Below are 20,570 nucleotides of genomic sequence, written 5' to 3'. Positions count from 1 at the left end.
AACAAGATGTTTGAACATTTGGTTGTTTTTAAATTTAACGATAAAATCACATTAGCCAAGCAACAGGAATGGGTGGCTCAATTGCTCGCGTTGAAGGAACAAATCCCGGGAATTGTCGCGTTGACCGCAGGGATCAATGCAACGGAAGAAACGGACCGTATTCAAGGTTATACGATTGGGTTGAGAGTGACATTTGAAGATCAGGACGCATTGCGCGCCTATGGTCCACATCCTGCGCATCAGGCATTTGTAGCTTCCCTGGATGGTTGGGTGGAAGATGTCATTGTAGTTGATTATGCGATATAAAGCCCTGATATCAGAGGTTTAACGAATATAGGAGTTGAAGATTTCCATGTGTTTGATTTTATTTGCTTATAAAATGCATCCAAAGTATCCGCTTATTCTGGGATCAAATAGGGATGAATTCTATCACAGACCTACGGCTCAAGCACATTATTGGGAAGATCACCCTCAAATATTGGCAGGTCGGGATTTATCGAAAATGGGAACTTGGATGGGCGTAACCACAGGGGGACGACTGGCTGCTGTTACGAATTATCGTGATCCGAATGAAGATGTACATGCCAAGGGTTCAAGAGGAGATCTGGTTGCTGATTTTTTAAAGGGCACGTCCACACCTGAGCAATATACGCAACATGCGAAGCAAATTCGCAATGATTATCCTGGCTACAATTTGTTGGTAGGTGATCCTGACAACCTCTATTATTACTCTAATATGGGCAACGTTGTGATGAAGTTGACACCCGGAATATACGGGATTAGTAATCACTTGATCAATACGGATTGGCCCAAGGTTAGACGCGGGAAAGAAGGGCTGGAGAAAATCATCAACGGGGAGGACGAAGGTACCCTGACAGAACAAATATTAGGTTTGCTGCAAATTGCAGATTCTTCAGTGGATGAACTTCTACCCCATACAGGTGTTCCATTGGAATGGGAACGTTTGCTTTCTCCCATATTTGTTAAGAGTGAAAAATTTGACTATGGAACCAGAGCTTCATCCGTTGTCCTGATGACCAGAGAAGAAGTGTTTTTCACGGAGAGGGTTCATCAGAACGGAGAGGTTATGGAGCAGCGTTTTAACATCAAGCCTCTCAACTGGACAAGCTGAGAATATATAAAGTGTTAGATAATATGACGCGATATAAACGATTTGAGATTACCCTTTGTACAACACGCCCAATTTTAGTTGGGCTCTTTATCTCTTATAACAATTCTATGTTATGAATCATGGAACTTCCCTGAATAGTTTATATAATGTGAATCAACATAACATGATTTTGCAGCGGTTCGGTTGATTCTAATTTCAGGGGGGCAACGTGGGATGAAAGAAACCAAAAAGATGAGAATTTTTTCACTGGGGGTTCAGCACGTACTCGCGATGTATGCGGGAGCAATTCTGGTACCTTTGCTTGTGGGCAGAGCACTAAATTTGACTGCAGAGCAGTTGGCGTATCTGGTATCCATTGACCTGTTAACGTGCGGGATTGCAACATGGCTTCAGGCGCGAAAAGGGAAGTATCTGGGTATAGGTTTGCCAGCGGTGCTCGGAAGCTCTTTTGTAGCGGTCACACCCATGATTGCGATTGGATCGCAATACGGAATTCCCGCCATTTATGGGTCGATCATTGCAGCCGGGTTATTTATCGTCATCTTTGCCGTATTTTTCAGCAAAATTGTCAAATTTTTTCCACCAGTCGTGATAGGTACAGTGGTAACCATCATCGGTCTTGCACTGATCCCAACCGGTATTAAAAACATGGCGGGTGGAGCAAACAGCGAGAATTTCGGAAGCTTGGATAATTTGGCTCTTTCCTTTGGCGTATTACTTTTTATTCTTATTCTGAATCGATATGCTCGTGGTTTTGTTAAATCCCTGGCTGTTCTCCTGGGTATTATCGTGGGGACCCTCATCGCAGCTTTCATGGGAAAAGTGAACTTTGCCGCTGTACAGGAAGCCTCCTGGTTCCATTTGCCCCAACCCTTCTACTTTGGATGGCCAACCTTCGAAATCGGCCCCATTATTACAATGATCATTGTAGGTACGGTAGTTATTATCGAATCAACAGGTGTGTTTATGGCTTTGAGTAAAATTTGTGATCAACCGATCAACGAAAAAGATTTGGCACGGGGATATCGCGCAGAAGGTCTTGCGTTTGTTCTAGGTGGCATATTCAATGCCTTTCCATACAATACTTTTGCTCAGAATGTCGGTTTGGTTCAGCTCTCCAAGGTAAAAACGACTAATGTGGTGGTTGCAGCCGGAGGCATTCTGGTCTTTCTCGGACTTATTCCCAAGGTTGCTGCTTTTGCAACGATTATTCCGAGTGCTGTATTAGGTGGAGCGACTGTCGTATTGTTCGGAATGGTCGTCTCATCCGGGATCAAAATGCTGCAAAACGTCGATTTCGCCAAACAATCCAATCTGTTGATCGTGGCTTGCTCCGTTTCACTTGGACTTGGTGTTACCGCTGTACCGGATCTGTTTGCACAGCTTCCCCAAAGCATTCGTATTATTGTGAGCGATGGTATTATCACCGGAAGTTTATCAGCCATCCTGCTTAATGTCTTCTTTAACCTCGGTTTCAAAAATAAGAGCTTGCCAGTACAGCCTGTACAGGCACAGGAAGCGCACACGTAATTCTTGTATTATCCGGCGTTGCATAGGTAAAGGGAACAGATCCAAGGGGTTTTTTCTGGGCAGTGGAATGAGATTCAATGACTCCACTTGCAAAGAACCTCTTGGATTTTTTTGTGCGGAAAGAACGATAGGTGGGCAGTTTATCAAAGTTACTACTTAAGAGGAATGCAAAAGGAATGCAAATATGCTAAAGTTTCATCAAGAACATTTTAGATGTTCTCTACATTGAATTTCCATGCGACTACATAAATGAGCATTGGTTCACAAGGCTAAAATAAAACCTGGGGTTTATCCCTTGGGTACAGAAAAGGAGTTGTGATCACCATGCAACAAGAAACATTGAACAAAGGCTGGAATTTGGACAATAGTTATGCGCAGCTACCGCAACCCTTTTTTACAAGTCAGGGTGCGGTTCCGGTTGAATCACCGAAGCTGATCATTTTCAATAGACTGCTTGCATCCAGCTTAGGACTGGATGTGGAGTCTCTTGACAGTGATGAAGGAGCAAAAATTTTTGCAGGTAATTCGATTCCGGAAGGAGCCGAGCCTCTGGCGCAGGCTTATGCAGGACATCAATTCGGCAATTTTAACATGCTTGGTGATGGACGGGCTTTGCTGCTGGGAGAACAGATTACGCCACAAGGCGAGCGAGTGGATATCCAGCTGAAAGGTTCAGGTAGAACACCGTACTCCCGTGGAGGGGATGGACGAGCTGCTGTTGGACCCATGTTGCGTGAGTACATCATTAGTGAGGCAATGTATGCACTGGGTATCCCAACGACACGCAGTCTGGCTGTGGTATCAACAGGAGAAAACATTATTCGCGAAACAGAACGGCCTGGGGCTATCTTGACCCGTGTGGCTTCCAGTCACATCCGAGTAGCAACCTTTCAGTACGCAGCCAGATGGGGGTCTATTGATGATCTTCGGGCGTTGGCTGATTACACGTTACATCGACATTTTCCTGATGTCGCTCAAGCGGAAAATCGCTATCTTCTGCTCCTTCAGGAAGTAATTAAGCGGCAGGCGGCACTCGTAGCTCAGTGGCAGCGTGTTGGTTTCATTCATGGCGTGATGAACACGGACAATATGGCGATTAGTGGAGAAACTATTGATTACGGGCCATGTGCCTTTATGGATGCTTATAATCCTTCAACCGTATTTAGCTCTATTGACAAACAAGGTCGTTATGCTTATGGGAATCAACCATATATTGGTGGATGGAATTTGGCACGTTTTGCCGAGACACTTATACCTCTGCTGCATGAAGACGAAGAACAGGCCGTGCAAATCGCTCAGGATGCTATCGCGCAATTTTCTGAATTGTACCATTATCATTGGCTCAAGGGCATGCGTTCCAAACTGGGCTTGTTAGATGAAGAGGCCGAAGATGAAGCCCTGATCAAGGACCTTCTTGAACTCATGGAGAAGCATGGAGCAGATTATACAAATACGTTCCTGGCATTGACCTTTGATACGTTGGAAGGGACAACGTTGTCTGGCACGACAGAATTTGCTGAATGGCATGCGCGTTGGCAATCAAGATTGGATAGTCAGCAAGGGGAGAAGGAAGTCTCTAAGCAGTTGATGAGAACAAGCAATCCAGCCGTCATTCCTCGCAATCATCGGGTCGAAGAAGCGCTTGAGCGAGCAGAGAATCATGGAGATCTTAGCGTGATGGAGAAGCTTTTGGCTGTTCTTTCAGATCCATTCAAGCATTCACCTGAACAGGCTGAATATGCTGAACTACCAGCACAATGTAATACTTCGTATCAGACTTTTTGTGGGACCTGATTGAACAGTATGAAAGAAGAAGAAGAGGCTGCCTTGGGCAGCTTTTTCATTTTTTCACACTGTTATCGACGTTAATATCCAACATTGGCATTGAATTCGGAGATTGTCATGTAATAATTAGAGAAGAAGTGATTTACTGATATTGGCAGGTGTGGTGATGTCCAACATGTTAAGCAAACAACAACTGGCAGAGATCCTTTTAGAGTTGTTAGAGCGAACAGCTTTCCGTAGGGAACAGATGCAGAACTATGTTAACCGTATGTTTGAGAACTTTAAATCGGATGGTGTCCCCTATGTAGAGTGTGGAAAAGATACGTATATCGTTCGAATATACGAACGTGGTCTCGTCTCGTTAGAGAAACGGGTGAAACAGCCAGATGAGGTCATCTATTGGCTGCTGGAGGATATTATTTTCACCGCGACGCATGTGGGGTTGTTGGAAAGATATGGCGTGGATAATAAACAGACGCATTTGAACGACACAAATGAAGTGATGACGGAACTAAACAGGGGTGCTCAGGAAGCCTTCCAGCAGATCGGTGATCCGTATTTACATTGGCATCAGACGGGTAAACGTCAGGAGTTAGAGGGCATGAAATAAATAAAATGAGGTGTGTTACGTGAGCGAGCAAGATATTAATGATGTATGGTATGACTATGCTGTGTTATTTGTCGAAAAAAAGAATGAATCTGAACAGGGCTGGGCTTCGTTGACTTCGAACGAGCAGGACATTGCTGCTTTATGGCTGTTAGAGGCGGATGTCTTTAATGGTGGTTTTATTCAGTTTTTCTGTAACTGGGGGGAAGAGGTATACCGTTACGCGTTACGGGCATTACATACCATTGGTGCGACTCAAGTGTTGGAGATTGTAACATCAGCATACGGCTGCATTGAGCACCTGGAAGAGGATGAACGGCTTACTGAACTGTGGGATATTCCTAAATTTCTGACACCGGAACAAGAGCAGCATTTAGATACGTTGGATCAGCAATTTTGGAGCAATGAGGATCAGATCGCGGAGAAGGCCTATGGTTATTATCACGGAAAATTGAACATGATGACTATATAAGCTGGTTTTAACTATGCATCCATAGCTCTGTTGAAAGATTGCATACTTGGCCTTGCAATGACTCAAACGTTCGGCTATACTTGCTATAAATTGAATACATGAATCACGTTGATAGAGCGCAGTAGCGGCTTTGTCCCTGTTACAGAAAGTCAGGGGTTGATGGAACCTGATACATACAAGGGCTGCGAATTACACTCTGGAGTACTTGGGTAATGCCAAGCGGAAGGGCAAACGATATATTGCCAAAAGTGGTATGGATAGCGTGTTAAGGTCACGTGTTGTCCATGCAATTTGGGTGGTACCACGGTTATGATAATCGTCCCTGTGTCTAATGAAGACAAGGAGGCGATTTTTTTGTGTCCAAAAAAGCCGTTCCAGCGTGTAATTTTGTAATTTAACGTAGATCATGACTGAATCTTGAGGATAGAAAAGGGGTTATACGAATGAATATTATTGATGAACTACAGTGGCGTGACGCCATTAACCAGCAGACAGATGCAGAGGGACTGCGTGAGTTGACTGAAACGAAATCCGTTTCCTTGTACTGCGGCGTTGACCCTACGGGGGATAGCATGCATATCGGACATCTCATTCCATTCATGATGCTCAAACGTTTTCAACTGGCAGGACATCGTCCAGTCATTCTGATTGGTGGAGCTACAGGTACGATTGGTGATCCAAGTGGACGCCAGGCAGAGCGTTCTTTGCAAACAATGGAGCAGGTGCAGGAGAATGTGGATGCACTGACAGCACAGATGAAGAAACTCTTCGTAACTGAAGGTGATAATCAGGTCCGTATGGTGAACAACTACGATTGGACACACAAAATCAATGTCATCGAATTCTTGCGTGACTATGGCAAAAACTTTAACCTCAACACGATGCTGGCCAAGGATGTCGTTGCGAGCAGACTGGAAGGCGGAATCTCGTTCACCGAGTTTTCCTACCAGATTCTTCAATCACTCGACTACTTGCACCTGTTCCAGAACGAGGATGTACAGCTTCAAATCGGCGGTTCTGATCAATGGGGTAATATCACGAGCGGTCTCGACTTGATCCGCAAAAAAGAAGGATCTGAAGCGAAAGCGTACGGTCTGACCATTCCGCTGATGCTCAAATCCGATGGAACCAAATTCGGTAAAACAGCTGGCGGCGCAATCTGGCTTGATCCGAACAAAACGACACCATTTGAGTTCTACCAGTTCTGGGCTAATACAGATGACCGTGATGTCATTAAATACTTGAAATACTTTACCTTCCTGAGCAAAGAAGAAATTGAAGCTTTGGCTGAAAAGGTAGAGACAGAGCCACATAAACGTGAAGCACAGAAGGCACTCGCGGAAGAAATGACAAAATTCGTTCACGGCGAAGAAATGCTCGAACAGGCTAAGCGTATTACAGCGGCGCTGTTCAGTGGTGATATCCGTTCCCTGACAGCAGATGAAATCGAGCAGGGTTTCAAGGAAATGCCAACATTTGAAACGGATGGCGAAGCGAAAAATATCGTGGACTGGCTCGTGGATCTGGGTCTGGAGCCATCGAAGCGCCAGGCGCGTGAGGATGTCACCAAAGGTGCAATTTCCATGAATGGTGAGAAAATCACGGAGCTTGAATTCACGGTGTCGGCAGAGCATGCCATTGGCGGTAAATTCATCATTATCCGTAAAGGTAAAAAGAACTACAGCCTGGTTAAACTCCAATCATAGTGTCTGAGTATTAGAACGAAATACGGAAACGTTTCAGACTACACCACACACGTATACAGAAGCAAAAAGACCGTCTTCCATCTCTGTCAAGCGACAGAGCGGAGACGGTCTTTTGTATAACGTTATTGCTTGACCTATATTATTGATTAACGATGGCTGTGATCTCTTCATCCAGATCAAGTCGCACGTTCTCACGGTACGCCCGAATGTTGTATTCACTGTGCAGGTAGCGAAGAATCGCTTCAATCATATTGGACTCCACCAGATATTGACTGCGGCCTTGAATCCAAACTTCAGCGGAATAACCTGTATCTTCTTCCCAGCTCAGTTCTACGTTCACATCGGTTGGACGTACACCCTTACGTTCTGCCATATGAATACAGATTGCATTCACAATTTCATCCATGCTCAGAACCATAGAGATTAGTACCGTCCGTTTCTGTTACGGTCATCATCACGATCATCATTGCGACGGTCATAACGGCCATCCGCTGCAGGTTTACGACGGTTGGAGATGGCTCTGAAGAGTGCCATAGCCAGCATAACAATCAACATAATTGCGGCAACGTTTACGAGCAATCCAAGGATGTTACCCAGGGCGCCCATGCCACCGAACAATCCACCAAACATCATACCAGCAAGACCACCAAGCATCATGCCTTTCATGAAGCCGCCGCCACCGCCGAAGAATCCACCACCACGAGTTGCAGCTGCACCAGTACCGGAGTTAGTACCGGAATTGGATTGATTCACGTTACTGTTGGAGTCGGATTTCTTAGGTGTGTTAGTATAACTTTTCGTACCGGATTTGAATCCGCCACCACGTCTTGCATCCGCAGAATCCGGATTCGTTACTCCCACTGTTGCGAACAATAATGTAAAGGCCATAAATACCATCATTAGATGTTTAACTCCAAATTTTTTCTTCATTGTAAAGATCGTAACCCCCCGATTAATTTGTTTGAATCGCCCAAAAATGGGCCTTACTCATGTAATACGGTCAACTTGCAGGAACGTTTCAAATTTTATTAAATTTCTGAAACGCTTGGACTTGGGTCTTGAATTGCAGCTTGGCCATCAAGCAATTGGGTAACCCAATGACACCATTCCAGGCCTGTTTGCGCATGCATTAACCCTTTTTGTACCAGGATGTAGCTTCCAAAATCTCGGTTGCCTACACGAAGATTATCCAGAGGTATACGTGATTTCAAATCCTCGAAATAACGAATGCGTTCCATAAACCAGCTTTTACGCTCATTTAGAATGCGTCTCATGCTTCCATCTTCCGCAATGCCAACACACAAGATACGCAAATTAAATTCATCGCGTGTAACGGGCGCGGTAACAGGAGTAATCATCCATTCCAAGAGCTTTTCAATGCCTTTTTCCGTAACTGCGTACATTTTCTTGTCCGGTTTGTCAGACTGCTGTACCCAGCGGGAGGCCAATAACTCATCGTTTTCCATCTTGGACAGGAGCGGGTAGATCTGGCTGTGCTTCGCCTGCCAATGCGGCTGAATCTTCAGCATCAGATCATAGCCCGATGACTCCTCGCGGGTAAGCAGCCCGAGCAATCCGTAGGAAAGTATGTTCATGCACATGTCTCCTTAATATTAGGGCTGGGTCAGAGAAAATAAACAAATTTGCTTTCTTTGACCGCTTTCATAAAAGTGTACACTGAAACTGTATGGTTTGACAACCTGACAGAACAACTGCCTCAATTTAGACAAAAAAAGTGCGAACCATAAGGTCCGCACTCCAAACCATTTAGAGAGATGCCTGTTGTCCATACCCCTCAGCGACAAGATCAAGCTCACCTGTAGCAGAATCGATAACCATGCCGTGGACGGGTACATTGGGAGGAAGTAGAGGATGCTTCTTGATCACTTCCACAGTATGTTTTACCCCTTCTTCGACGCTGTCAAACCCGCGCAACCACTTTTGTAAACGGATTCCAGAATTCTCCAGGGTTGTCATGACTTCTTCCGATACACCACGCTCAACCATATGTCCAATCATGGTCTCTGCGTGAAGGGAAGCCATACCACATTCCGTATGTCCAACAACCAGAACTTCATCTGCACCCAGTTCATAGATGGCGACAAGCACACTACGCATTACACTACCGAAAGGCTGAGAGATAATCGCGCCAGCGTTTTTGATGATTTTCACATCACCGTTCTTCAGATTCATGGCCTTGGGCAGCATTTCCACCAAACGTGTATCCATACAAGTGATGATAACCATCTTTTTGGTTGGAAACTTGCCAGCCGTATACTTTTCGTATTCTTTAGTCTCGACAAATGATTTGTTGTAAGCCAAAATCTCTTGAATGTTGTTCATGTCCATTGCCTCCTGTTATCCAATACGACGAGCACGGCCACTTGCATTTGATGCAGCTTGTCCTACGCGCCTTTGCTTTATTAGTATATCACGGTCAGCAAATCACATTACTCCAACCTTTTTAGGAGAATAATGCAAATTGCCTCTGTTAAAAGTTGATTATACGCAATGGGAAAAGTATCATCAATAGGGTATAACATTTTTTTTGAAGAGGTGAACGATAACAATGGATAAACAAACACTAGAACATTTGGAATCCTTCCGTAATTTGGCTCGTAAAATTAAGAGCTATCATGAAGCCATTGGTTTGCTTCACTGGGATCTGCGCACAGGTGCGCCGAAAAAAGGCGTTCCAACTCGATCAGAGACGCTAGGTATGTTGTCCACCGAGGCATTCAAGCTGCAAACTTCTGCTGACATGAAGACGTACCTGGATGCATTAACTACTCCAGCAGTATTGGAACAACTCGAAGATATAGATCGTCGTTTGGTTGAGGATTGCAAGAAAGAATATGATCGCAGTCAGTCCGTACCACCTGAGAAAGTACAAGCGTATACCGTGCTCACGGCTAAGTCCGAAACAGCATGGGAAGATGCCAAGCATAACAGCGATTTCGCAGGCTTCTCACCTTATCTGACAGATATCGTTAAGCTCAAACAGGAGTTTATTGATTATTGGGGTGTGAAGGATACGCGTTATGATACGTTGCTTGATATGTATGAGCCGGATCTGACCGTTGAGAAAGTAGATGCTGTATTTGCCCGCCTCAAAGCACGTTTGGTGCCTCTGCAAGAGAAAATCAATGCTTCAGAAAACAAGCCCAATACAGAGTTCCTGAATCAGTTGTTTGACACTGAACAGCAGGAAAAGTTCAGTCTGTTCATCCTGCAACAGATGGGCTATGACTTTGAAGCTGGACGATTGGACGAGAGTGTTCATCCTTTTGCAACGGGCCTTAACCCGGGTGATGTGCGGATCACCACACATTATTTGCAGGATGATGTAGCAAGCGCAGTCTTCAGTTCACTGCATGAGGGCGGACATGCCCTGTATGAGCAAAATATTGATGACAGTCTGGCGGGTACCCTTCTTGCAGAAGGAACGTCCATGGGTATTCATGAATCCCAGTCCCGTCTTTGGGAAAATATGATTGGTCGCAGTCTGCCGTTCTGGACACGCTATTACAAAGATTTGCAGCAGCATTTCCCGCAACTGAGCGAGGTTGCACTGGAAGATTTCTATCGTGCAATCAACCGGGTGGAGAGTTCACTTATTCGGATTGAAGCCGATGAACTGACCTATAACCTGCACATTATTATCCGTTATGAGATCGAGAAAATGTTGTTCAACGATGGCTTGGAAGTGAAGGACCTGCCGGAAACCTGGAATGCAAAATACAAGGAATACCTCGGTATTATGCCAACAAATGATGGAGACGGTGTTCTTCAGGATGTTCACTGGTCCGGTGGCGACTTCGGTTACTTTGCATCGTATTCTCTGGGTAATATGTATGCAGCTCAAATTCTACATACATTGCGCAAGGAAATGCCGGAGTTTGATACCCATATTACCGAAGGGAATCTGATTCCGATTAAGGAATGGCTTACAGACAAAATCTATCGATATGGCAAAAGTCGCACACCTTCCGAATTGATTGTTGCCGTAACGGGTGAAGAATTGAATCCGGATTATCTAGCCGATTATCTGGAAGCTAAATATGCGGAGATTTACAAGCTGTAATATCGCTTAAACAGCGTATTACAATAGCATTTCGAAGAGCTGAAGAGTCGGGCATCATTGCCCGGCTCTTTTTTGCATTCAAGTTCTTAACCTTTTGTTGGGCATCAGCATATCCATAATAGAGAGAAACTGCTGAAACCAGTGAAGGAGGGAAACAACATGAAATACACGCCATGGTTCGTCCGGGGCATCGTTATTCTGCTGATTATCATTGTGGCACTCACCAGCTGTAATAAGGAAGACAATGAAGCCAAGATTACGATTGGCGAAGTGACTCGTTCGGTATTTTACGCACCGGAGTATGTGGCCGTGGCTCAAGGTTTTTTTGAGGAGCAGGGACTTGAGGTGGAGATTCAGACGACTGCTGGCGGTGACAAAACGATGGCGGCATTGCTCGCCGGTTCAGTGGACATTGCGTTGGTAGGTGCAGAGACGTCCATATACGTTTATCAGCAGGGAGCGGAAGATCCAGTCATTAACTTTGCTCAGCTCACCCAGACGGATGGTACTTTCCTGTTCGCACGCAACCCGGAAGGCAGCTTCGATTGGGAGCAACTGAGGGATTCCACATTTCTCGGCCAGCGTAAAGGCGGCATGCCACAAATGGCAGGGGAGTTCGCACTCAACAAACATGGCATTGATCCGCAAAGTGATCTGGAGCTGATTCAGAATGTGGACTTTGCTAACATTGCGTCTGCTTTCGCCTCAGGCACGGGAGATTATGTTCAATTGTTTGAACCCCAGGCATCCATCTTTGAACAAGAAGGTCGGGGCAAGGTTGTTGCATCTTTTGGAACAGAAAGTGGTCTTCTGCCTTACACCGTCTTCATGACGAAACAGAGCTATCTTAACGACAATAAGGATATCGTACAGAAGTTTACGAACGGTCTGCACAAAGCGCAAGCATGGGTGGATTCCCATACGGCTGAAGAGATTGCTGAAGTCATTACTCCTTTCTTCAAAGACATCGATCCAGCCATTTTGGTCAGCAGTGTGAACCGTTATAAGGAACAGGGCAGCTATGCAACGGACCCGATCATTGATGAGGAAGAGTGGAACAATTTGCTTGATGTCATGAGTGCCGCTGGCGAGCTGAAAGAACGCGTGGATATGAATGCAATTGTGGATAATGCCTTTGCGGATGAAGCTACGAAATCAAAGTAATGGGTATTCAGGAAAGGAAGTGAGCAGAATGCCTGAATCCGAAAGTGTGATCCGACTGGAAGGGATCTCTCAAGTCTACGTGAGCGAGCGGGAAGCTTCATTGGTGATTGAAGATTTGAGTCTTGAGATCCAAAAAGGGGAGTTCGTCAGTCTGGTTGGACCGAGCGGATGCGGTAAAACGACACTGTTGTCGATCATCGCCGGTCTGCTCACACCTACTCAAGGAGAGGTCAAGATTAAAGGCAAGCTCGTAGGCGGCCCCTCCGCACAGATTGGTTATATGCTTCAACAGGACTATCTGTTTCCGTGGCGGACCATTCTGGATAATGCATTGATCGGACTTGAATTGACAGGCAGACTGGATGAGCGCAGCCGTGAACGTGTACGGGAACTGCTGATAAGTATGGGCTTGGCTGGGACAGAGAATCAGTACCCTTCAGAGCTTTCAGGGGGGATGAGACAGCGGGTGGCCCTGGTGCGTACGCTGGCAACCGATCCGGGAATTTTATTGTTGGATGAACCGTTCTCGGCACTCGATTATCAAACCAAGCTGCAACTGGAAGATCTGGTTTCGGATACGTTAAAAGAGTTTGGCAAAACCTCTGTACTCGTCACACATGACTTGTCTGAAGCCATTGCGGTCAGCGACCGCGTCATTGTACTGGATCGCAATCCGGGTCGTATTCGTCGTGAATTTATCATTCCCGATGGAATTCGCAAATCTCAGCCGTTTCACGCCAGGGAGCAAGAAGGATTCAATGAGCTGTTTCAGGCGTTATGGAGCGAACTGGACCAGTCCGGGGGAGGTGAGAGAGACGCGTGAATCAAACGAATCCGAAGCAGGAAAAGCGTGACGAGTGGATGGGGCAGCTGCATCGGAATCATATTCAGCAGGTGGCCAGATGGCGACATCAAGTGCTTGCTGTACAGTTATCCATGCTGGTATCTATGTTTTTGCTGTGGGAACTGGCGGGCAGACTCCGTTGGATTGATGTACTGTTATTCAGTTATCCAAGTAAAATTTTTGCTCAGATCGGTAAAGACATCGCCAGCGGTCAGTTGTGGGCACATGTAGGAGTTACCGTAGGGGAAACGGCAGTTGGTTTTTTGCTGGGAACACTGGTGGGAACCTTGCTTGCGGTATTAATTTGGTGGTCTCCTTTTTTGTCCAAAGTGCTGGACCCCTACATGGTTGTGTTCAACAGTATGCCAAAGGTAGCTCTCGGCCCGATCTTTATCGTTATGTTCGGCGCGGGTTTTACAGCGATTGTCATGACCACGTTGTCCATTACGGTCATTATCACGACGTTAGTCGTGTATAACAGTTTTAATGAAGTCGATCCCAATTATATTAAAGTCATTCGTACGTTTGGTGGAGACCGTTCCGAGATTTTTACGAAAGTCGTGTTGCCAGCTTCTTTTCCGGCGATTGTATCAACCTTGAAAGTTAACGTAGGTATGGCCTGGGTAGGTGTAATCGTGGGTGAGTTTCTGGTCGCCAAACAGGGGCTTGGGTATCTGATTATTTACGGATTCCAGGTGTTCAACTTCACGCTCGTATTATCGAGTCTGTTAATTATTGCTGCAGTTGCAACAGCCATGTATCAACTTGTCGTCTATGCAGAGCGCAAATTGCTGGCTGGGCGCAGGTGATTTGGCCGTGTTTTATTCGTATTATGAACGTTTATAATATGTATACAATTTCACAAGGGGTGTCACGTTGCCCGATACCGTAAAATCAAGTACCATATTTAGTATGAATATTCCGCGCAGATCCGGAATGAATGCGATGATTGGAGAAGAGGGCCTTGAGGTTCTGTCGCAACGATCTAACTTGCCAGCGTCCCTCATTCGGGGCGTGTTGCTGTGACCGGCATGCATGCGCATGTCGGTTGATGTCGTCTAGTTTACGGTTGGATGAGTCATACTAGTTATGATAAATGAATGAGGCGACGAGTTGGCTAAGAACTTTTTTGCAGCTTAGAGGAGATGGAATGTTAAATGGGTTTTAGGGTAATTAAAACCGCAATTGCCGCATTAATGGCCGTATTGATTGCGGATTGGTGCCGCCTGCCGGGACCAACATCAGCGGGATTGCTTGCCATTCTTGGCGTGGATGTGACAAGAAAACGAAGTATTCGCACCATATCGGCGCGGTTCTTTGCTTCAGTAGTTGGACTTCTATTTGCAAGTGTACTTTTTCACTTTCTAGGCTTCCATTATTGGGTGCTGGCAGTATACATATTGATCGCATTCCCGGTAATTGTTCGGGTAGGCTTCAAGGAAGGCATTGTAACAGGTTCAGTCGTGGTGTTTCGGGTGTTTGGCGGTGGGGAGATGGACATTCATGTCATTCTCGTGCAAATTGCTTTGCTGCTGATTGGTCTTGGTTCAGCAATGGCAGTTAACTTGGCTTATATGCCGGCAGCCGATCCACAAATGCTGCGCATCCGCAAACGAATCGATGAACTTTTCTCGAAGATCTTCAAAGAATTTGCGGCGACGCTGCGTAATCCTAATGAAGCATGGGCAGGGAGAGAATTGATTGAAGCAGATAAAGCGATTCTGGGCGGCATCGAAGCAGCGAAGCGTTCTCTGGAGAATCAGGTGATTCATCCGAATGAGGAATGGAGTGTCTACTTCTATATGCGCAAAACGCAGCTGGACTCCATCCAGCACATGATGCATCTGGTGTCCCAGATCTATGAGAAGATGCCACATGCGGAAATGGTATCGGAGCTGTTCGATCAGCTTAGTCAGGATGTGCTTACTGAATCTTACACCGGACGAACTGAAAAACTTCTTGCGGATGTGCAAGAAGAATTCAGACGTATGGAGTTGCCGGATACAAGGGAAGAATTCGAGATTCGCTCCGCAATTCTCCAGCTGTGCCGTGAACTCGCGCTGTATCTGAAAGTCGCGAAGAAGGACAAAGCGCCGTCCCCAATCTCGGACCGGTCCCAATCTACAAACGAATAATAGAAAATAGTTGTCACCCTAGACGAATGCCCTGCATACACTTGTAGTGAATGATTGTATGGAGGAGGTTTAAAGATGTCATTGAGTCATAAACATCAATGTAGAGAGATTATCACGAAGGCGATCTGCGGCAAAGGTCGTAAGTTCTCTACCGTAACACATACCGTGACTCCGCCAAATGGTCCGACAAGTATTCTGGGGGCTTGGATTATCAACCACCAATATGAAGCCGTATCAGCGGGTGACGGAATTGAAGTTATTGGTACTTACGATATCAACATTTGGTATTCCTATGACAAGAATTCGCAGACGGATGTAGCCAAAGAAACGGTGTCGTATGTAGAACATGTGCCTTTGTCCTATTTGGACCCGAAACACCGGACTTCCACAGTAGAGGTGTCTGCGGATGCAACGCAGGAACCTAGTTGTGTGGAAGCCACAGTATCAGCAGGTGGAAGCAGTGTAATTATCCGGGTAGAACGGGAATTCGCTGTGGAACTCGTTGCCGAGACTAAAGTTTGTGTGAAGGTCTGCACAGATGGTTGCGGTGATTACGAAGACAAGGATTATGACTTTGGCAGTGGCGATGGAGATTATGACGATCTCGACCCCGATCTGCTCGACGATGAGCTGTGAGTTTGACGCCTGTATTTGATAACCTAAGGTATCCTATGCGCCAGAAGGCGCGGTGAAGAGGGCGTAAGCCCTCTTTCTTCTTAAATATTGAAAAATGGGTGGTAACGAGCCTCGCAATGTGCCTGGAATACCTTTCACGGGAAGGCTCCGCATTGCGGGGTTATTTTTATTTTAGTTGCATGATCTGGGAGGGGGGACGTCATGAATGTGATGGAACAAGCGGAGGAAGCGCTACGCCGATATGAAAATATGACCTCTGCTCAACGGACAGAACGGTTGAAACAGGCAGGCATAGAAGTATTGTCACTACAGGATCGGCGCAAACGTGAACCAGGTTTGCGTGTACGCTACGACGTAGAGATAAGCTGCCTGCAGGCGATCCGGATCAAGCGTAAGGATACTAGCGGCATGGGAGGGACACAGGAAAGTCTGTTGGAGCGTGAAGCGAGTTCAACCTTGTTCAAGCGTGTTGAACGGCTTGCGATCAAAACGCTGTATACGCTAGGACTGGATCATGGAGCTGTTGGGATGGAATCCTCTGGGAACGGCGGTTGTGCCGTGATTTCAATTGATCCGTGCCCCTGGAAAGGTGTGACCAACCTTGCGGCTACCTACAGGGAAAGCTGGAAGCAGCAGCAGGAACTGCTGGATGAGGAGTGGAATCACAGACCCGTTCCCATACTTGGAATGGACCCCGAGTTTCTTCTGGTACAGATGCCAGAATCCAAAATTGTACCCGCCTCCAGATTTCTCGAACGCACAGGAATGGCAGGCTGTGATTCCGTGACGATTGGTGGCCGGCGCATATACCCAATTGCCGAATTGCGGCCCGCACCCAGCTCTGAGCCGCGTGAGTTACTGGCTCATCTTATGAGGGCATTCGCAGCGGCCTCTCGCAGCATCAGTGATCACTCACTCATCTGGCAGGCAGGCGGGATGCCACAGCGAGGGTTACCTCTGGGCGGTCATATTCATTTTAGTGGCGTGAATCTTACCGGGGAACTGCTCCGTGCACTGGACAATTATCTGGCATTGCCGCTGGCATTTCTTCAAGACCCGCGTGGATCGGGGAGACGGCCACGTTATGGAGCGCTTGGTGATTTTCGCCTGAAATCCTACGGTGGGTTTGAGTATCGTACGTTACCCAGTTTCCTTGTGTCGCCCCTTGTTGCGAAAGGCGTTGTGGCCTTGGCAGGTCTGATCGCGAGCGGGTATACTCAATTACGGCAGCGTCCGTTGGCCAAAGCTGAGGTTCATACCGCTTTTTATGAAGGAAAACGCGAAGTGATCAAGGAACACATTCCAGCTCTGGTAGATGATCTGAAGAGGTTGGATGGATATGCACGTTATGAACGGTATGCGTCACCGTTACTCCTTCAATTAAAACTGGGAAGAACCTGGGATGAGAGCCGAGATATTCGCAAACTCTGGAATATTCGGGCAGGTTCATGAAGAACGGACATTTTTTTGATATAATAAGAAACAAGTCTTTTATGAGTACTAAGCTACTACGGAAGATATGGAGCAGCAACCTTTGAAGGAAAAGGCGAATAGCCAAAACATAAGGCGGAGGCGCAAACACAGTGCCTGACCGTCTTATTGTCCTTCCAGGGCGCGTTTCTTCCTGACATTATAGGAACGGGATGGAGGATATTCATCATGGCTCAGTATACGCCAATGATTCAACAATATTTGCAAGTGAAAGCCGAAGCACAAGATGCTTTTCTATTTTTTAGACTGGGTGACTTCTATGAACTGTTCTTCGAGGATGCAATTAATGCTTCCCGTGAACTTGAGATCACGCTGACCGCACGTAATGGGGGCACGGATGACAAAATTCCGATGTGCGGTGTACCTTATCATTCGGCTGACAATTACATACAGCGTCTGATTGAAAAAGGATATAAAGTCGCGATATGCGAACAGATGGAAGATGCAAGTGTAACTAAAGGCATGGTACGACGTGAAATTGTACGTGTGGTTACACCCGGAACGGTGATGGAGGGAAAGACGCTAGGGGACAAGTCCAACAACTACATGGTCTGTCTTACAGGTAATCAAAATACGCTGGCGCTTGCAGCTTGTGATCTTTCAACAGGTGAATTGTATGTGACATCAGTACCCTATTCCAAGGAATGGCTCAAGGATGAAATCGGAATCTATGAACCATCGGAGCTTGTAGGGGATGCAGCGTTGCTTGAAACGGTAGAAGCCGAGGCATCTCCAATCGGTCGCCCTGTGGTCTACACGTCGTGGACAAAGAATAAGGAAGATCTGGTCCGTCAGCAGTTTGGCGAGGCTGTGTGGGCAAGATTGGAGCCTGAACGTCAAGCGTGTATTGCACGTCTTTTCTCCTATCTGAGTGAGACTCAGAAACGTTCTCTTGGGCAGTTAACACAGATTTCAACGTATGAGCCCGATCATTACATGATTTTAGACCCATTTACCCGCCGAAACCTGGAATTAGTGGAAACTGTTCGTGAGCGTTCTAAGAAAGGTTCATTGCTCTGGTTGCTTGATCGGACCGAGACGTCCATGGGTGCGAGAATGCTGCGTCGGTGGGTCGATAAGCCATTGTTGCAAAAAGGGAAGATTAATGAGCGTCTGGAAGCCGTGGATACACTGTACAACCAGTTTATATTGCGTGAGGACCTGCGGGCAGAACTCAAAGACATCTATGATCTTGAGCGCTTGGTAGGCCGGATTGCTTTTGGTAATGCAAATGGTCGTGATCTGAATGCGCTCAAGTCATCGCTCGAGAAAATTCCAGGGCTACGCCAGCATTGCGCTGGATCTTCCTCTGCAACACTGCAGCATATTGCCGAAACGATGGATGATTGCAATGATCTGCGTGAAGCGATCGGGCAAGCCATTGTGGATGAGCCGCCGGTATCGGTAAGGGACGGAGGTCTGATTCGTGAAGGGTATCATGCACGTCTGGATGAATTGCGTGAGGCTTCGGTCAACGGGAAACAGTGGATTGCGGAGCTGGAAGCGCGAGAGCGTGAGGCGACAGGCATTCGATCGCTGAAGATTGGATATAACAAAGTGTTTGGTTATTATATCGAGATCACCAAGTCCAATCTGTCCTCGTTGCCAGAGGGACGTTATGAACGTAAACAGACACTTGCCAATGCAGAACGATATATTACGCCGGAGTTGAAGGAGAAAGAGACACTGATTCTCGAAGCTCAGGACAAAATGGTTGATATTGAGTATGGACTGTTCGCAGAATTGCGCGAGCGGCTGAACAAAGAGGTTGCAAGATTGCAGAAGCTGGCCGAACAGGTAGCCGAAATAGATGTATATCAATCTTTTGCGGTGATCAGTGCTGAGCGAAACTTTGTACGGCCTACGTTGACCGACGGTTATGATCTGGTTGTAGAAGAAGGACGTCATCCGGTCGTTGAGGCGGTCATGCGAGATGGTGCATTTATTGCCAATCACACGGCAATGACCAAGGAAGAGGCACGTATTCTGCTGATTACCGGTCCGAATATGGCTGGTAAGAGTACGTATATGCGACAGGTCGCTTTAATCTCCATTTTGGCGCAAGTAGGTTGTTTTGTGCCTGCGGGTCAAGCAGAAGTGCCGATCATGGATCGCATTTTCACACGGATTGGTGCCGCGGATGATCTCATTGGCGGACAGAGCACATTCATGGTGGAGATGGCGGATATTCAGGTCATGACGGACAAAGCGACACCACGCAGTCTGATCATTATCGATGAATTGGGACGGGGAACGTCAACCAGCGAAGGTATGGCGATTGCTCAGTCTGTTATTGAATATGTACATGATATTATCGGCTGTAAAGCTCTTGTATCAACTCATTTCCATGAACTTGCTCATCTGGAGGAGAGTCTGGACAAGCTGGCCAACTACTCGATGGCGGTACAGGAGAGTGGTGACAAAGTTAATTTCCTGCGCAAATTGATTGCCGGGGCAGCCAGCAGCAGTTATGGTATCTATTGTGCACGCCTTGCAGGTCTGCCTGATAGCATTATTGAGCGGGCGAATGGATTGTTGCATGGCTTCGAGCATGCCGCTGCGCAGGTAGCAGTGGGTAGTGAGTATATTGGTAATGATAAGCAGGAAGCAGGCCTGAAGGTCAAAGGTGTAGAATTCCAGCACACGGATTCAGCACCATTGATTCGGGAGCATGAGACTGTGGAAAGTACAGATTACACATCTTCTATTGAAGATTCGGTTGGGAAGCAACATGCCAAGAAATCAAACAGCAGCAAAGTACAGTCCAGTACGAGCCAATCGGATGTGGTTCAACTGTCCATCTTTGGAGATGATGAGCCGAGTGTGGCAACGAAAGCGGATGTAGTTGCGGTGGATAAACCAGCGCGAGAATTCATCCGTACGATGAAAGATATCGACGTCATGAATATGACGCCTCTTCAGGCAATGCAGATATTGAATGATCTCAAATTGAAGGCACAGCAATTATCCTGAGTATAAGGGAG

At 46.5% G+C, this 20,570-nt stretch carries 19 protein-coding genes and 1 other annotated feature; of the genes, 15 read left to right on the top strand and 4 right to left on the bottom strand.

Annotation, left to right across the window (positions count from 1 at the left end):
- Positions 1-6 precede the first annotated feature (6 nt).
- From NYE45_RS17585 to tyrS, 7 genes are all read left to right on the top strand, one after another.
- The gene (locus NYE45_RS17585; RefSeq protein ID WP_145148595.1) at positions 7-306 is read left to right on the top strand and encodes a Dabb family protein; all 300 of its coding nucleotides are present in this window, start codon (positions 7-9) and stop codon (positions 304-306) included.
- A 46-nt stretch (positions 307-352) separates the two neighbouring features.
- On the top strand, positions 353-1,132 hold the full coding sequence (locus NYE45_RS17580) for an NRDE family protein (protein WP_340013421.1): 780 nt from the start codon (positions 353-355) through the stop codon (positions 1,130-1,132).
- A 213-nt stretch (positions 1,133-1,345) separates the two neighbouring features.
- The gene (locus NYE45_RS17575) at positions 1,346-2,662 is read left to right on the top strand and encodes a nucleobase:cation symporter-2 family protein (RefSeq protein WP_340013420.1); all 1,317 of its coding nucleotides are present in this window, start codon (positions 1,346-1,348) and stop codon (positions 2,660-2,662) included.
- A 324-nt stretch (positions 2,663-2,986) separates the two neighbouring features.
- Positions 2,987-4,456, top strand: a complete 1,470-nt coding sequence (locus NYE45_RS17570) for a YdiU family protein (protein ID WP_340013419.1) — start codon at positions 2,987-2,989, stop codon at positions 4,454-4,456.
- Between the two features lie 157 nt (positions 4,457-4,613).
- Positions 4,614-5,057, top strand: coding sequence for an Imm63 family immunity protein (locus NYE45_RS17565; protein WP_340013418.1), 444 nt, complete (start codon positions 4,614-4,616; stop codon positions 5,055-5,057).
- A gap of 19 nt (positions 5,058-5,076) precedes the next feature.
- A complete protein-coding gene (locus tag NYE45_RS17560) occupies positions 5,077-5,526 on the top strand; it encodes a DUF4375 domain-containing protein (RefSeq protein ID WP_340013417.1) in 450 nt (149 codons plus the stop codon).
- A gap of 99 nt (positions 5,527-5,625) precedes the next feature.
- Positions 5,626-5,853, top strand: a binding site (T-box leader).
- Positions 5,854-5,969: 116 nt separating this feature from the next.
- Positions 5,970-7,232 (top strand): tyrosine--tRNA ligase, encoded by a 1,263-nt coding sequence (gene tyrS, locus NYE45_RS17555; protein ID WP_340013416.1) that lies wholly within the window; start codon positions 5,970-5,972, stop codon positions 7,230-7,232.
- A 139-nt stretch (positions 7,233-7,371) separates the two neighbouring features.
- Here the strand turns inward: tyrS and NYE45_RS17550 are convergent, their stop codons facing one another.
- The 4 genes from NYE45_RS17550 to NYE45_RS17535 all read right to left on the bottom strand — a co-directional run bounded on the left by NYE45_RS17550 (position 7,372) and on the right by NYE45_RS17535 (position 9,575).
- Positions 7,372-7,650, bottom strand: coding sequence for a YxcD family protein (locus NYE45_RS17550; protein WP_017687903.1), 279 nt, complete (start codon positions 7,648-7,650; stop codon positions 7,372-7,374).
- 5 nt (positions 7,651-7,655) lie between these two features.
- Positions 7,656-8,162, bottom strand: coding sequence for a hypothetical protein (locus NYE45_RS17545; protein WP_340013414.1), 507 nt, complete (start codon positions 8,160-8,162; stop codon positions 7,656-7,658).
- A gap of 98 nt (positions 8,163-8,260) precedes the next feature.
- A complete protein-coding gene (locus tag NYE45_RS17540; protein WP_253437997.1) occupies positions 8,261-8,827 on the bottom strand; it encodes a PadR family transcriptional regulator in 567 nt (188 codons plus the stop codon).
- Between the two features lie 172 nt (positions 8,828-8,999).
- Positions 9,000-9,575, bottom strand: a complete 576-nt coding sequence (locus NYE45_RS17535; protein WP_062835011.1) for a carbonic anhydrase — start codon at positions 9,573-9,575, stop codon at positions 9,000-9,002.
- Positions 9,576-9,801: 226 nt separating this feature from the next.
- Here NYE45_RS17535 and NYE45_RS17530 point away from each other — a divergent pair, with 226 nt between their 5' ends.
- The 8 genes from NYE45_RS17530 to mutS all read left to right on the top strand — a co-directional run bounded on the left by NYE45_RS17530 (position 9,802) and on the right by mutS (position 20,559).
- Entirely contained in the window at positions 9,802-11,316 is a 1,515-nt protein-coding gene (locus tag NYE45_RS17530; protein ID WP_340013413.1) for a carboxypeptidase M32, read from the top strand.
- Between the two features lie 159 nt (positions 11,317-11,475).
- Positions 11,476-12,480, top strand: a complete 1,005-nt coding sequence (locus NYE45_RS17525; protein WP_340013411.1) for an ABC transporter substrate-binding protein — start codon at positions 11,476-11,478, stop codon at positions 12,478-12,480.
- Between the two features lie 28 nt (positions 12,481-12,508).
- Positions 12,509-13,303: an ABC transporter ATP-binding protein gene (locus NYE45_RS17520; RefSeq protein WP_062835008.1), complete on the top strand. Its 795-nt coding sequence runs from the start codon at positions 12,509-12,511 to the stop codon at positions 13,301-13,303.
- Between the two features lie 38 nt (positions 13,304-13,341).
- Positions 13,342-14,133, top strand: coding sequence for an ABC transporter permease (locus NYE45_RS17515; protein WP_264928801.1), 792 nt, complete (start codon positions 13,342-13,344; stop codon positions 14,131-14,133).
- Positions 14,134-14,481: 348 nt separating this feature from the next.
- Positions 14,482-15,459 (top strand): aromatic acid exporter family protein, encoded by a 978-nt coding sequence (locus NYE45_RS17510; RefSeq protein WP_062835007.1) that lies wholly within the window; start codon positions 14,482-14,484, stop codon positions 15,457-15,459.
- A gap of 75 nt (positions 15,460-15,534) precedes the next feature.
- On the top strand, positions 15,535-16,095 hold the full coding sequence (locus NYE45_RS17505; protein ID WP_062835006.1) for an outer spore coat protein CotE: 561 nt from the start codon (positions 15,535-15,537) through the stop codon (positions 16,093-16,095).
- Between the two features lie 201 nt (positions 16,096-16,296).
- A complete protein-coding gene (locus NYE45_RS17500; protein WP_340013408.1) occupies positions 16,297-17,547 on the top strand; it encodes a hypothetical protein in 1,251 nt (416 codons plus the stop codon).
- 207 nt (positions 17,548-17,754) lie between these two features.
- Positions 17,755-20,559 carry a DNA mismatch repair protein MutS gene (gene mutS / locus NYE45_RS17495; RefSeq protein ID WP_340013407.1) on the top strand — a complete coding sequence of 935 codons (2,805 nt, stop codon included), beginning with the start codon at positions 17,755-17,757 and terminating at the stop codon, positions 20,557-20,559.
- Positions 20,560-20,570: the final 11 nt, after the last annotated feature.

This window comes from Paenibacillus sp. FSL K6-1318 (genome assembly GCF_037976905.1).
GTDB lineage: Bacteria > Bacillota > Bacilli > Paenibacillales > Paenibacillaceae > Paenibacillus > Paenibacillus amylolyticus_A.
The sequence above is the reverse complement of the archived record's forward strand: the minus strand, read 5'-3'. Positions and strand labels throughout refer to the sequence as shown.

Excerpts from the sequence above, each read along its gene's own strand:
- NYE45_RS17585 (WP_145148595.1), top strand. The coding sequence starts at position 7 with ATGTTTGAACATTTGGTTGTTTTTAAATTTAACGATAAAATCACATTA.
- NYE45_RS17580 (WP_340013421.1), top strand. The coding sequence starts at position 353 with ATGTGTTTGATTTTATTTGCTTATAAAATGCATCCAAAGTATCCGCTT.
- NYE45_RS17575 (WP_340013420.1), top strand. The coding sequence starts at position 1,346 with ATGAAAGAAACCAAAAAGATGAGAATTTTTTCACTGGGGGTTCAGCAC.
- NYE45_RS17570 (WP_340013419.1), top strand. The coding sequence starts at position 2,987 with ATGCAACAAGAAACATTGAACAAAGGCTGGAATTTGGACAATAGTTAT.
- NYE45_RS17565 (WP_340013418.1), top strand. The coding sequence starts at position 4,614 with ATGTCCAACATGTTAAGCAAACAACAACTGGCAGAGATCCTTTTAGAG.
- tyrS (WP_340013416.1), top strand. The coding sequence starts at position 5,970 with ATGAATATTATTGATGAACTACAGTGGCGTGACGCCATTAACCAGCAG.
- NYE45_RS17550 (WP_017687903.1), bottom strand. The coding sequence starts at position 7,650 with ATGGTTCTGAGCATGGATGAAATTGTGAATGCAATCTGTATTCATATG.
- NYE45_RS17545 (WP_340013414.1), bottom strand. The coding sequence starts at position 8,162 with ATGAAGAAAAAATTTGGAGTTAAACATCTAATGATGGTATTTATGGCC.
- NYE45_RS17540 (WP_253437997.1), bottom strand. The coding sequence starts at position 8,827 with ATGAACATACTTTCCTACGGATTGCTCGGGCTGCTTACCCGCGAGGAG.
- NYE45_RS17535 (WP_062835011.1), bottom strand. The coding sequence starts at position 9,575 with ATGAACAACATTCAAGAGATTTTGGCTTACAACAAATCATTTGTCGAG.
- NYE45_RS17530 (WP_340013413.1), top strand. The coding sequence starts at position 9,802 with ATGGATAAACAAACACTAGAACATTTGGAATCCTTCCGTAATTTGGCT.
- NYE45_RS17525 (WP_340013411.1), top strand. The coding sequence starts at position 11,476 with ATGAAATACACGCCATGGTTCGTCCGGGGCATCGTTATTCTGCTGATT.
- NYE45_RS17520 (WP_062835008.1), top strand. The coding sequence starts at position 12,509 with ATGCCTGAATCCGAAAGTGTGATCCGACTGGAAGGGATCTCTCAAGTC.
- NYE45_RS17515 (WP_264928801.1), top strand. The coding sequence starts at position 13,342 with ATGGGGCAGCTGCATCGGAATCATATTCAGCAGGTGGCCAGATGGCGA.
- NYE45_RS17510 (WP_062835007.1), top strand. The coding sequence starts at position 14,482 with ATGGGTTTTAGGGTAATTAAAACCGCAATTGCCGCATTAATGGCCGTA.
- NYE45_RS17505 (WP_062835006.1), top strand. The coding sequence starts at position 15,535 with ATGTCATTGAGTCATAAACATCAATGTAGAGAGATTATCACGAAGGCG.
- NYE45_RS17500 (WP_340013408.1), top strand. The coding sequence starts at position 16,297 with ATGAATGTGATGGAACAAGCGGAGGAAGCGCTACGCCGATATGAAAAT.
- mutS (WP_340013407.1), top strand. The coding sequence starts at position 17,755 with ATGGCTCAGTATACGCCAATGATTCAACAATATTTGCAAGTGAAAGCC.